Source organism: Mesorhizobium sp. P2_E10, assembly GCF_056404235.1.
This window is the reverse complement of record NZ_JBFUEK010000001.1, coordinates 889,257-901,672: the sequence shown is the minus strand read 5'-3', so window position 1 is coordinate 901,672 and position 12,416 is coordinate 889,257. Positions and strand designations below refer to the sequence as shown.

At 63.2% G+C, this 12,416-nt stretch carries 10 protein-coding genes; 2 read left to right on the top strand and 8 right to left on the bottom strand.

The annotated features are described in order from the left end of the window. The first annotated feature begins 157 nt into the window (after window positions 1-157). Window positions 158-1,000: a transporter substrate-binding domain-containing protein gene (locus tag AC1D0N_RS04355; protein WP_477241896.1), complete on the top strand. Its 843-nt coding sequence runs from the start codon at window positions 158-160 to the stop codon at window positions 998-1,000. Between the two features lie 155 nt (window positions 1,001-1,155). Here the strand turns inward: AC1D0N_RS04355 and AC1D0N_RS04350 are convergent, their stop codons facing one another. Next, window positions 1,156-1,569 (bottom strand): tellurite resistance TerB family protein, encoded by a 414-nt coding sequence (locus AC1D0N_RS04350; RefSeq protein ID WP_477241727.1) that lies wholly within the window; start codon window positions 1,567-1,569, stop codon window positions 1,156-1,158. 158 nt (window positions 1,570-1,727) lie between these two features. On the opposite strand from AC1D0N_RS04350, the gene AC1D0N_RS04345 reads away from it, so the two are divergent. Then, window positions 1,728-3,377, top strand: coding sequence for a lysine--tRNA ligase (locus tag AC1D0N_RS04345; RefSeq protein WP_477241725.1), 1,650 nt, complete (start codon window positions 1,728-1,730; stop codon window positions 3,375-3,377). Here AC1D0N_RS04345 and AC1D0N_RS04340 read toward each other — a convergent pair. The 7 genes from AC1D0N_RS04340 to AC1D0N_RS04310 form a co-directional block, all read right to left on the bottom strand. After that, window positions 3,340-4,155 carry a thermonuclease family protein gene (locus AC1D0N_RS04340; protein ID WP_477241894.1) on the bottom strand — a complete coding sequence of 272 codons (816 nt, stop codon included), beginning with the start codon at window positions 4,153-4,155 and terminating at the stop codon, window positions 3,340-3,342. The genes AC1D0N_RS04345 and AC1D0N_RS04340 overlap by 38 nt on opposite strands. A gap of 8 nt (window positions 4,156-4,163) precedes the next feature. Beyond that, window positions 4,164-4,814, bottom strand: a complete 651-nt coding sequence (locus AC1D0N_RS04335) for a S24 family peptidase (RefSeq protein WP_477241723.1) — start codon at window positions 4,812-4,814, stop codon at window positions 4,164-4,166. Between the two features lie 81 nt (window positions 4,815-4,895). After that, window positions 4,896-7,115: a 3-hydroxyacyl-CoA dehydrogenase NAD-binding domain-containing protein gene (locus AC1D0N_RS04330; protein ID WP_477241721.1), complete on the bottom strand. Its 2,220-nt coding sequence runs from the start codon at window positions 7,113-7,115 to the stop codon at window positions 4,896-4,898. Window positions 7,116-7,130: 15 nt separating this feature from the next. Then, window positions 7,131-8,339 (bottom strand): acetyl-CoA C-acetyltransferase, encoded by a 1,209-nt coding sequence (locus tag AC1D0N_RS04325; RefSeq protein ID WP_477241719.1) that lies wholly within the window; start codon window positions 8,337-8,339, stop codon window positions 7,131-7,133. Between the two features lie 31 nt (window positions 8,340-8,370). Then, on the bottom strand, window positions 8,371-9,540 hold the full coding sequence (locus AC1D0N_RS04320) for an acyl-CoA dehydrogenase family protein (RefSeq protein ID WP_477241717.1): 1,170 nt from the start codon (window positions 9,538-9,540) through the stop codon (window positions 8,371-8,373). Between the two features lie 121 nt (window positions 9,541-9,661). Continuing rightward, on the bottom strand, window positions 9,662-11,452 hold the full coding sequence (locus AC1D0N_RS04315) for an acyl-CoA dehydrogenase (protein ID WP_477241715.1): 1,791 nt from the start codon (window positions 11,450-11,452) through the stop codon (window positions 9,662-9,664). Window positions 11,453-11,749: 297 nt separating this feature from the next. Beyond that, window positions 11,750-12,208: a MerR family transcriptional regulator gene (locus AC1D0N_RS04310; protein WP_477241713.1), complete on the bottom strand. Its 459-nt coding sequence runs from the start codon at window positions 12,206-12,208 to the stop codon at window positions 11,750-11,752. Between the last annotated feature and the right edge of the window lie 208 nt (window positions 12,209-12,416).

Here is a 12,416-nt window from a genome sequence, read left to right as displayed (position 1 = left end):
CCCTCCAGTCGACGCCATGCAACTACTTGCAAATACACTAAAGCATAACCCTAAATCGGCGTATTTAAATCAAAAAGCGTTGTGCCTGCGCCGTTTTCGTACCAAAAGCCAAGAAAGAGGCAGAACCGGGTGGAGTTTTATCGTGACATTTCCGTCGATATCCGTCGCCCTGGCATCAATATTTATATTTATCGGGGCGCAATCGCTTGCCGGCATCGCGCGCGCCGCAGAGCCGCAGGTGCCGGTGCTTTGGGACGCCAAGGAGCGGCTGCCGAAGCCTGACCTTTCCGCGCTGCCGCGGCTGCGATTCCTTACAACCACCGATTTTCCGCCCTTCAACTTTCTCGACGGCGCCGGCCGGCTGTCCGGCTTCCATATCGACCTGGCGCGAGCCATCTGCGCCGAACTCGACATCGCGGATAAATGTCAGATCCAGGCACTGCCGTGGGCCGAGCTTGAGGGCGCGCTGCAGAAGGGCGAAGGCGAAGCGATTATCGCCGGCATCGCCGCGACGCCGGAATCGCGCTCGAAATACGGCTTCTCACGCTCCTATCTGCAGTTTCCGGCGCGCTTTATCATGCCGAAGACCAAGGCCCTTGCGGAACCGATCTTCGACAAATTGCGCAGCAAGCGCGTCGGCGTCATCGCCGGCTCCGCGCATGAGCGCATGTTGCGCGATTATTTCGGCAACGTTCAGGTCGTCCCTTTCGACGGGCCGGAGGCGCTCTACGGCGACCTCAAGGCCGGCAAGATCGACGCCGCCTTCGGCGACGGCATGCGCTTTGCCTTCTGGCTGGGCGGCTCGGACGCCGCAGGCTGCTGCCGCTTTGCCGGCGGCCCGTATCTGGCGCCCGAATATCTGGGCTCGGGCATGGCCATCGCCACCAGGGCCGGCGATCCGGCGCTGGCCGCGGCCATGGACTACGCCCTGCAGGAGATTTCCATAAAGGGCACGTTCGCCGAGTTCTATCTGCGCTACTTCCCGGTCAGCTTCTTCTAGGGACTGCTGATATTCAGGTGAGGGCGAGTCGAGAATGGCGGTTTCCGAGAACCGGAACGGAGCGTACTTTTGGGTACGTGAGTACCGGAAGCGCAGGAAACCACCGTTCGCAGGCCGGCTTCACCTGAATATCAGCAGTCCCTGTCAGTGAGACTTTAGGTGAGCGTGCGCAGGCGGGCCTTGGCGGCACGGCCTATTGCCGCGACGGTCAGCGTGTCGAGATCGAGCTGGCGGCGGATGAGCTGCAGCACCCGCACCTCCTCCAGCCGCATTTCGAGATCGACGGCCGCAACTTCGAAGGCAGCGGCATAGGCGGTGTCGCGCAAGCGTTCGGGCAGTGCCTCACCAACACGCTCGAGAACGCCTTCCAACCCATCCTTTTCCTGCAGCATCTTCTGGCAGTCCTGTGCAATGGCAATCAGCCGGTCCTGCTTGAAATCCTCGAACACCGGCCAGGAGCGAACGACATCGCCGATCCGCGCCAGTTCGACATCGGTCATGTCACGGTCGGAGGCCGAGGTGATGACCATCAGGTAGATCAGGGCTTCATGCGGTGTCGGCAACGACATTCAAAAACTCCTCGAACGGGCCTCGAAGGTAGGAAGGCGGCATCGGTGCCGCAAGGAAAAAGCGCCGGGATCGTTGACGCTCCGGCCATGCACGCCTAGAGACCGGGCTGAACTCCACCTTCCGGCTAGCGCCGGCGAACGATTTGGAAAACAGTGACATGGCGGGATCAAACATCATCGATCTCAATCCCGAAGTGCTTGCGGCAGCGGCCGAAAGCAAGGCCTGGCCGTTCGAGGAAGCCAAAAAGATCGTCGAGCGCTACAAGGGCACGGACTTTCCCGACACCGTGCTGTTCGAGACCGGCTACGGCCCCTCGGGTCTGCCGCATATCGGCACGTTCGGCGAAGTGGCGCGTACCTCGATGGTGCGCCATGCCTTTCGCGTGATCACGCAGGACAAGGTGGCGACCAAGCTCTTGTGCTTCTCCGACGACATGGACGGCATGCGCAAGATCCCCGACAACGTGCCGGATCGCGCAGCACTCGAGCCGCATCTGCACAAGCCGCTGTCGTCGGTGCCCAATCCTTTCGGCGGCGACTATGCGAGCTTCGCGGACCACAACAACGTGATGCTTTGCCGCTTCCTCGACACGTTCGGGTTCGACTACGAATTCGCCAGCGCGACGCAATACTATAAGGCTGGCCGTTTCGATGCGATGCTGCTGCGCGCTGCCGAGCGCTACGACCAGATCATGGCGGTGATGCTGCCGACGCTCGGGCCGGAGCGGCAGGCGACCTACAGCCCGTTCCTGCCGATTTCGCCTAGAAGTGGCCGCGTGCTTTACGTCCCCATGAAGCATGTCGACGCCAAGGCCGGCACCATCACCTTCGACGATGACGGCACCGAGACCACGCTTTCGATCACAGGCGGCAGGGTGAAGCTGCAATGGAAGCCGGATTTCGGCATGCGTTGGGCAGCGCTCGGCGTCGATTTCGAGATGTTCGGCAAGGACCACCAGACCAATGCGGTGGTCTACGACCGCATCTGCAACATTCTGGGCGGGCGGGCGCCGGAGCATTTCGTCTACGAACTGTTCCTGGACGAGAACGGCCAGAAGATCTCGAAGTCGAAGGGCAACGGCATCACCATCGACCAGTGGCTGGCCTATGCGCCGACCGAGAGCCTCGGGCTCTACATGTACCAGCGGCCGCGGCAGGCCAAGAAGCTCTATTTCGACGTCATCCCGCGGGCCGTCGACGAATATTACACCTTCCTCGCCGCTTACCCCCGGCAGGATTGGAAGGAGCGGCTGGGCAACCCGGTCTGGCACATGCATGACGGCAACCCGCCGAAGACAGACATGCCGGTGCCGTTCTCGCTGCTGCTCAATCTGGTCAGCGCCTCCAACGCCCAGAACAAGGACGTGTTGTGGGGATTCATCTCGCGCCATGCGCCGGGCGTGACCCCGCAGACGCATCCGGAGCTCGACAGGCTGACGGGCTACGCGATCCGCTATTTCGACGATTTCGTGAAGCCGGCCAAGGTGTACCGAGCCGCCGACGATGTCGAGCGCGAGGCACTGACGAACCTCTCAACGGCGCTCGCAGCACTGCCGCCGGCCGCCGATGGCGAGGCGATCCAGAACGCCTCGCTCAACGTTGCGCGCAAGATCGAGCGCTATCAGGACCATAGCAAAAAGAGCCCGGATGGCGGCCCCGGCGTATCGGGCGCTTTCTTCCAGATGATCTACCAGGTGCTGATCGGGCAGGAGCGCGGACCGCGCTTCGGATCGTTCGCCGCGCTCTACGGCATTGCCGAGACGCGCGCGCTCATTGAGCGGGCGCTGGCTGGTCAACTGGCGGCGTAGCGGTCGTCGCCGACGGATCGAGGATCGGTTGCGCCTCTGTCGGTGCGATCACGACAGAAGGTGCCGGAGCCAGGCCCGACAGATTGGGGGCGGCGCCGAAGACGCCCTTTTTTGCCGCGCGCGCCTTGTCGCCTGCTTCGACATAGGGGCCGCCCGCCACCGCGCGGGCCCAGCCGTTTTCGGCCAGCCATTGGCCGACATCCTGCTTGCCGATGCGGCACTCGGCGGCGATCAGATCGCGGCCGCCTTCCGGCGGCACCGCGCAGACCACTGCCCTGCCGCGCAGAAAGGCGCGGAATGCCGTCCGCGCGCGGACGCCGCAGGCCCAGGATTTGCCCTCGTCGGTGCACGTTTCGTCCTGCTTGACGATGTCGATGCCGGAAATCGCGACCGAATAGCCCTTCGCCTCGATCAAGCCGGCGGCGGCCGCGACCGGCTGGAACAGCTTTGTCCCGTTCCAGTCGTCGGGCATTTTCGGCTTTGGCGGTCCGGCCAAGGCCAGGTCGCTCAGCGGTGCGCGCGGCTCGACCCTGACGAGCTCCTCTGCACGCAATGGCGGCGGCGCGACGGCCTCGGGGTCGATCGCCCTGGAATGGATCACGGGCTGGGGATCGGGAACGGCTGAAATGGCCGGCGCATCTGGCTCCACGTCGACATCCTGAATTTGGTCGACGGTGACGACGCTCTCGTCGCGATGCAAGGCGCGTCCGCCGGCGATAACGATGGCGGCCATCGCCGGAATCGCCAGGACAGCCATGACAAAGTGAAACAGACGCACCGGCGACCCTACTGGCTTGCCCAGACGATCCGCGCCACCCATTCGACATCGTGCAGAGGGATGTCGCGGTCGGGATGGTCGGGGTTGAGCGAGACCAGCACGATCGACTTCACCGTCTGGCGGTCGAGCACCTTGGCCATCACCTCGCCGGCATTGGTCTTAACGACGACGCGATCGCCCTTGCGGGTTGCAGCGCCCGGCTCGACGATGAGCACGTCGCCGTTGCGGTAGAGCGGCAGCATGGAATCGCCCTGGACCTTCAACGCATAGGACGTCTCGGTCGACCGCGCCGGAAGCTCGACCAGGTCCCAGCCCTGCCCGGCCGGGAAGCCGGCATCGTCGAAGAAACCGCCGGCGCCGGCCTGGGCAAAGCCGAGCAATGGCACTGCTGACCGCTGCATGGGCAAGGACCCTGCACCGGTTTTGCTGCGGCCCTCGACCAGCCCGGTGAATTCGTCAAGCGAAGCGCCTGTCGCCTCGATGATCTTGGCCAGCGATTCGGTCGATGGCCAGCGCGGCCGCCCGTCCGAGGACAATCGCTTCGACTTGTTGAAGGCGGTCGAGTCAAGACCCGCGCGCCTGGCCAGACCCGAGGCCGAAAGCGAATAGCGCTCGGCCAGAGCGTCGATGGCGGCCCAAACGCGGTCATGCGAGAGCAATTTGCTCTCCTTCAAAACAGGAAAAAATACCTTCCCTGTTCTAGCTCCTCGCCGCCACCTTGTCTACCGCGCAAGGCGGCGCTACGCCGCCTTCCGCGCCTCGCCCTTCGCGTAGGGATCGAAGCGCTGGTAGAAGCTCTCGCCCTTCTCGGCCATATCGAGCAGCAGCTTGGGCGCCTTGAACTCGGCGCCGTATTTCTTCTGCAGGCCTTTGGCGATCCTGACGAACTCCTTGGCGCCGATGCCGTCGATGTAGGACAGCGCACCGCCGGTGAAGGGCGCAAAACCGAAGGCGAGGATCGAGCCGACATCGGCCTCGCGCGGATCGGTGACGATGCCTTCCTCCATCACCCTGGCCGCTTCCAGCGCGATGGTGACCAGCAGCCGCTGCTGCAGCTCCTCATAGTCGACCTTTTCGGGCGCCAGCTGCGGGTAGAGATCCCTGAGGCCCGGCCAAAGCTTCTTCTTGGCCGGCTTTGCCGGATAGTCGTAAAAGCCCTTGCCGTTCTTGCGGCCGAAGCGGCCATGCGTGTCGACCAGCGTGTTGATCAGCGCCATCTGCTTCGGGTCGACCGCCTTGTCGCCGAGATCCCTGATGGTCTGCTTCATGATCTTCTGGGCAAGGTCGATCGCCGTTTCGTCGGTCAGAGCCAAGGGGCCGACCGGCATGCCGGCGGCCTTGGCGGCATTCTCGATCATCGGCGCCGGGACGCCCTCGATCAGCATCTTGTAGGCTTCCGACATGTAACGCAGTACGCAGCGGTTGACGTAGAAGCCGCGCGTGTCGTTGACGACGATCGGCGTCTTCTTGATGGCGCGGACGAAGTCGATCGCCGTGGCCAGTGCCTTGTCGCCGGTCTTCTTGCCCAAAATGATCTCGACCAGCATCATCTTGTCGACCGGCGAGAAGAAATGAATGCCGATGAAGTTCTTCGGCCGGGCCGAATTCCTGGCCAGCGACGAGATCGGAATGGTCGACGTATTTGACGCGAAGATCGCAGCCGGCTTCAGCACCGCTTCCGCCTGTTCGGTGGCGCTTTTCTTGACGGCGGAATCCTCGAACACCGCCTCGACCACCAGGTCACAGCCGGCGAGGTCGGCATAGTCGGCCGTCGGCGTGATCAGCGACAAAAGCCTGTCCTTCTCCTCGGGCTTGGCGCGGCCCTTCTTCACCTGGTCCGTTACAAGGCTTTCCGAATGCGCCTTGCCCTTGGCGGCGGACTCCATGTCGCGGTCGAGCAGCACCACCGGGATGCCGGCCTTGGCGGTGACATAGGCGATGCCGGCGCCCATGAAGCCGGCGCCAAGAATGCCGATCTTCTTGAACCTGGTTTCCGGCACGCCAGCCGGGCGGCGTGCGCCCTTGTTCAGCTCCTGCAGCGACACGAACAGCGAGCGGATCATCGCCGCCGCTTCCCTGGTCTGCATGATCTCGGTGAAATAGCGCTGCTCGATGCGCAGGCCGGTGTCGAACGGCACCAGCAGGCCTTCATAGACGCATTTCAGGATCGCTGCCGCAGCCGGATAATTGCCAAAGGTCTCGCGGCGCAGGATGGCGATGGCCGGCGGCCACAGATTGGCGCCCGCCACCGAATAGACCGGGCCGCCGGGCAGCTTGAAGCCCTTCTCGTCCCAGGGCTGGACGGCCTTCAGGCCGTTCTTGATCATCGCCTTGGCGGTCTCGATCAGCTTGGCCGGTTCGGCGATCTCGTGGATCAGGCCCATCGCCTTGGCCTTCTGCGGCGACAGGGTCTGGCCGGTGGTGAGCATCTGCAGCGCCTGCTGCTGGTCGGTCAGCCGCGGCACGCGCTGGGTGCCGCCGGCGCCGGGGAAGATGCCGACCTTGATTTCCGGCAAGGCCATCTTGACCTTGTCGCTATCGGCCGCGACACGGCCATGGCAAGCCAGCGACAGTTCGAAGGCGCCGCCCATGCAGGTGCCGTTGATCGCCGACACCCAGGGCTTGCCTGATGTTTCGAGCTTGCGCCATAGGGCGCCCATGCGGCCGGCATTGTCGAACAGCAGCCTTGCCGCCTTCTCCGGGTCCTTGGTCTTCTCCTTTGCAAAGACCGCCAGCATCTTTTGCAGCATGGTCAGATCAGCGCCGCCGGAGAAGCTGTCCTTGCCCGAGGTGATCACCGCGCCCTTGATGCCGGCGTCGGCCACCACCTGATCGATGATCTTGTCGAGCTCGTTCATCACCTCTTCGGTGAAGACGTTCATCGAGCGGTCAGGCATGTTCCAGGTAACCAGGGCAATGCCGTCGGCGTCGGTGTCGAGGGTGAAATTGGTGTAGCTCATTGGTCTCTCTCCCCGTCAGACGCGTTCGATGATCGTTGCGGTGCCCATGCCGGCACCGATGCACAGCGTCACCAGCGCGGTGTTCAGGTTGCGCCGCTCCAACTCGTCCAGCACCGTACCGAAGATCATCGCGCCGGTGGCGCCGAGCGGATGACCCATGGCGATGGCGCCGCCATTGACGTTGATCTTGTCGTGCGGGATATCGAAGGCCTGCATGTAGCGCAGAACCACCGAGGCGAAGGCCTCGTTGAGCTCGAACAGGTCGATGTCCGAAATCTTCATCTTGGCGCGCTTCAACAACTTCTCGGTGACGTCGACCGGGCCGGTCAGCATCAGCACCGGTTCCGAGCCGATGTTGGCGAAAGTCCGGATGCGGGCGCGCGGCTTCAGGCCCATGGTCTTGCCGGCCTTCTTCGAGCCGAGCAGAATGGCGGCGGCGCCATCGACGATGCCGGACGAATTGCCGGCATGGTGGACGTGGTTGACCTCTTCCACCTCGGGGTGCTTCTGCACCGCGACGGCGTCGAAGCCGCCCATTTCGCCGGGCATGACGAAGGACGGGTTGAGGGCTGCCAGCGACTGCATGTCGGTCGACGGCCGCATGTGCTCGTCATGGTCGAGGATGGTCAGGCCGTTCTGGTCCTTGATCGGGATCACCGAATTCTTGAAGCGGCCCTCGCCCCAGGCCTTGGCGGCGCGCTTCTGGCTCTCGACGGCGTAGGCGTCGACGTCGTCGCGCGAAAAGCCGTATTTGGTGGCGATCAGGTCTGCCGAGATGCCTTGCGGCACGAACCAGCCCGGCAGGCCGACCGAGGGGTCCATGAACCAGGCGCCGCCGGAAGCACCCATGCCGACGCGCGACATCGATTCGACGCCGCCGGCAATGACGATCTCGTCCGCGCCCTGCGCGATCTTGGCGGCGCCGAAATTGATGGCATCGAGGCCGGAGGCGCAGAAGCGCGAGATCTGCATGCCCGGCGCCTTGGTGTCGTAGCCGGCCTCAAACGCGGCGGCGCGCGGAATGACCGAACCCGCCTCGCCGACCGGATCGACGCAGCCGAAGATGATGTCGTCGACAGTGCCGGTATCGAGCCCGTTGCGGTCGCGCAGCGCCTCCAGCACCTTGGCGCCGAGCCTTACCGCCGGCACTTCGTGCAGCGATCCATCCTTCTTGCCCTTGCCGCGCGGCGTGCGCACGGCGTCATAGACATAGGCCTCAGTCATCTTCTTGCTCCTCGGGTTTGCTGAAAGTCGCTCAGAGAGAGCGTCCGATCAGCAATTTCATGATCTCGTTGGTGCCGCCGTAGATGCGCTGGACGCGGGCATCGCGGAACATGCGGGCGATCGGGTATTCATTCATGTAGCCATAGCCGCCATGCAATTGAAGGCATTCGTCGACGACTTTGCCTTGCAGGTCGCTGAGCCAGTATTTGGCCATCGAGGCCGTCACCGGGTCGAGGCCGCCAGCAATGTGGCGGGCAACGCAATCATTGTAGAAGACGCGGCCGATGGTGGCCTCGGTCTTCAGCTCGGCGAGCTTGAACTGGGTGTTCTGGAAATCGATGATCGCCTTGCCGAAGGCCTTGCGCTGCTTGACGTAGTCGATGGTCAGCGCCAGCGCCCGCTCGATCATGGCGATCGCGCCAGTGCCGATCTGCAACCGCTCCTGCGGCAATTGCTGCATCAGCTGGACGAAACCCTGGCCTTCCTCATGGCCGAGCAGGTTCGAGGTCGGCACGCGCATGTCGTTGAAGAACAGTTCCGACGTGTCGTTGGCCTTGAGCCCGATCTTGTCGAGGTTGCGGCCGCGTTCGAAGCCTTCCACCTCGTCGGTCTCGACGACGATCAGCGAAGTGCCCTTGGCGCCCTTGGCCGGATCGGTCTTGGTGACGACGATGATGAAATTGGCGAGCTGGCCGTTGGTGATGAAGGTCTTGGAGCCGTTGATCTTGTACTGGTTGCCGTCCTTCTCGGCGCGTGTCTTGACGCCTTGCAGGTCGGAGCCGGCGCCGGGCTCGGTCATGGCGATGGCGCCGATCAGCTCACCGGTGGCCAGTTTCGGCAGCCACTTCTTCTTCTGCTCTTCCGAGCCGTAGTGGAGGATGTAAGGGGCAACGATCGAATTGTGCAGGCCGATGCCGAAGCCGTCGACGCCGACATGGCCGATCGCCTCGATGATGGCGCTCTCATGGGCGAAGGTTCCGCCGGAGCCGCCATATTCCTCCGGCATCGAGGCGCAGAGCAGACCGGCCGCGCCAGCCTTCAGCCAGCTTTCACGGTCGACCATCTCGTTCTTCTCGAACTCGTCGTAGCGCTGTGCGATCTCTTCCGACATGAAGCGGTGCGCCATGTCGTAGAGCATGCCGACCTCGTCCGCCGCCCAGGCGGGTTTCGGAAGGCCAAGGATTTCGGCGGGATTGGTCATGCTGGTATGATACTCCTCCCAGAGCGCATCGTCAGAGTTGAGGCCGGCGCACTGCACGCAGGACCCCTCCCGGCCCTTCGGGCCACCCTCCCCTCAAGGGGGAGGGGGACGCCGGCCATTTCTAGAACGCTTCCGCAGGCAGCGCCATTAGCGTGTCCGCGCCACTGGAAATGCGGGCGAGATGTGCCGATGTCTCGGGCATGATCCGCTCCATGAAGAAGCGCGCCGTCACCACCTTGTTGTCGTAGAAGGACTGGGCACCATTGGCACCGGTCTTGCCGAGCGCCGCCTTGGCCATCTGCGCCCACATGTAGCCGAGCGCCACCAGACCGAAGAGATGCATGTAATCGGTCGAGGCCGCACCGGCATTGTCGGGCTTGGCCATGCCGTTCTGCACCAGCCACATCGTCGCCGCCTGCAGATCGTTGAGGCCCTTCTTCAACGCCTTTGTGAAGGGCGCCATTTTTTCATCAGTGCGGTTTTCTTCGCAGAATTCGCCGACGTCCTTGAAAAAGGCCTGCACGGCGCGGCCACCATTGAGGCCGAGCTTGCGGCCGACGAGGTCGAGCGCCTGGATGCCGTTGGCGCCTTCATAGATCATGGCGATGCGGGCATCGCGGACGAACTGGCTCATGCCGTGTTCCTCGATGTAGCCGTGGCCGCCGAACACCTGCTGCGCCATGACAGCGTGGTCGAAACCCTTGTCGGTCAGCACGCCCTTGATCACCGGCGTCAGCAGGCCGGTGTAGTCATCGGCAGCCTGACGGTCCTTGTCGTCGCCCGAGCGGTGAGCGATGTCCGACTTGATCGCCGTCCACAGCGCCAGCGCCCGGCCAGCCTCGTTGAAGGCCTTCATGGTCATCAGGCTGCGGCGGATGTCGGGATGGACGATGATCGGATCGGCCTTCTTGTCCGGCGCCTTGGCGCCCGACAGCGAGCGGCCCTGCAGGCGATCCTTGGCGTAGGACACTGCATTCTGGTAGGCGACCTCGGACAGGGAAAGCCCTTGCAGGCCGACGCCGAGCCGCGCCTCGTTCATCATCGTGAACATGGCCTTCAGCCCGCCATTGGCCTCGCCGAGCAAGGTGCCTTCCGCCTCGTCATAATTCATGACGCAGGTCGAATTGCCGTGGATGCCCATTTTCTCCTCGATCGACCCGCAGGAGACCGTGTTCCTCGCGCCCGGATTGCCCGAGGCGTCGAGCTTGAGTTTTGGCACGATGAACAGCGAAATGCCCTTGACGCCTTCCGGCGCGCCCTCGATGCGGGCCAGCACCAGATGGACGATGTTGTCGGCCATGTCGTGCTCGCCGGCCGAGATGAAGATCTTCTGGCCAGAAATCTTGTAGGTGCCGTCGCCGTTCGGCACAGCCTTGCTGCGCAGCAGGCCGAGATCGGTGCCGCAATGCGGCTCGGTCAGGTTCATGGTGCCGGTCCAGGACCCCTCGACCAGCTTCGGCAGCCATGTCGTCTTCTGCTCGTCTGTGCCGTGAGTGATGATCGCCGCGATCGCGCCCTGGGTCAGGCCGGGATACATCATCAGCGACATGTTGGCTGACACCATATATTCGGCGACCGCCGTGTGCACCGCGTAGGGCAGGCCCTGGCCGCCAAACTCGACCGGTGCGGCCAGCCCCATCCACCCGCCTTCGCGATACTGATCGAAGGCCTCCTTGAAACCTTTCGGCGTCGTCACCGAGCCATCGGCATGGCGCACGCAGCCTTCCATGTCTCCGACGCGGTTGAGCGGCTGCATGACGTTTTCAGCGAGTTTGGCGCCCTCGGCGAGGATGGCTTCGACCACATCAGGCGTCGCGTCGGCAAATCCGGGAAGATTGGAATAGCGCTGGTAGCCCAGCACTTCGTTGAGCACGAACAGCGTGTCCTGGACAGGCGCCCTGTAGATCGGCATGCGTTTCCTCCACCATGCGGTCCTGGCCCGAAATCAAGCCGTTCACGGCAAGCGGACCAAAGTTGAAGTTCGCATAGCAAAAATTGACGTTTGCGTAAACGTCAATTTTTTTGCTGCGACAAAATTTCTTCGACAGCGGGCACCTAGGCGTAGCGGGGCAATGTCATGGGCGCCAGCACGGAACGTGCTGAAATGCCGTTGTGCCGACAAGCAGGCGGACGGACAAAGAAAGAGCCGCGCGGCAGGCCACGCGGCTCTCATCCGTCACAAAGCCGTTCGGGAGTGGACGACGCCGGATTAACCGGCGGCGCTGGCCGGCGTCGAGCGCTCTACGAGCATCTGCCGCACGGCCGACATCGAGCCGCTCAGCTCGTTGATGGCGTCATCGATCAACGACCGCTGCTTCTGCAAGCGGGCAAGCTGCTTCTCCGACTTGTCGAGTGCCAGCCGCAACTGCTTGGTGTTGGAGCCGGTGGGATCATAGAGATCCATCATCTGCTTGACGTCGCGCAGCGAGAAACCGACCTTGCGGCCGAGCAGGATCAGCTTCAGCCTGGCTTTGTCACGGCGCGTGTAGAGACGGGTCGCACCGTCGCGCTTCGGGTTGAGAAGGCCCTTGTCCTCGTAGAAACGCAACGTGCGCAGCGTCACGCCGTATTTCTTGGCCATCTCGCCGATGCGGACAAGGTCCTCGCCGGCTTCGTTCGATATATCATTGGTATTGGCCGCGGCTTCGCCGGGCGAAACGAGTTTCATGGTCACTGGCTTTCCCCGTCTGTGGCGCCGCGGTCCTGGACCTTGCGTCGCCTGAGTGGAAGCGGGGGCGTGCTTCCAATCGTGGTTTCAACAAAATATCGCAAAAGACGCGATCTGCGCCCCTTTTACGTTTACGTCAATTCTATACCGATAGCCGCCCCACGACGCAAGCGGGTTCTGTGGGCAGCACCTTATGCCGCACCTGGCG

What these genes read in the sequence shown, in the direction of transcription:
- AC1D0N_RS04310 (WP_477241713.1), bottom strand. Translation starts at nt 12,208, where the DNA reads ATGAAACTCGTTTCGCCCGGCGAAGCCGCGGCCAATACCAATGATATA.
- AC1D0N_RS04330 (WP_477241721.1), bottom strand. Translation starts at nt 7,115, where the DNA reads ATGAGCTACACCAATTTCACCCTCGACACCGACGCCGACGGCATTGCC.
- AC1D0N_RS04345 (WP_477241725.1), top strand. Translation starts at nt 1,728, where the DNA reads ATGGCGGGATCAAACATCATCGATCTCAATCCCGAAGTGCTTGCGGCA.
- AC1D0N_RS04350 (WP_477241727.1), bottom strand. Translation starts at nt 1,569, where the DNA reads ATGTCGTTGCCGACACCGCATGAAGCCCTGATCTACCTGATGGTCATC.
- AC1D0N_RS04320 (WP_477241717.1), bottom strand. Translation starts at nt 9,540, where the DNA reads ATGACCAATCCCGCCGAAATCCTTGGCCTTCCGAAACCCGCCTGGGCG.
- AC1D0N_RS04315 (WP_477241715.1), bottom strand. Translation starts at nt 11,452, where the DNA reads ATGCCGATCTACAGGGCGCCTGTCCAGGACACGCTGTTCGTGCTCAAC.
- AC1D0N_RS04325 (WP_477241719.1), bottom strand. Translation starts at nt 8,339, where the DNA reads ATGACTGAGGCCTATGTCTATGACGCCGTGCGCACGCCGCGCGGCAAG.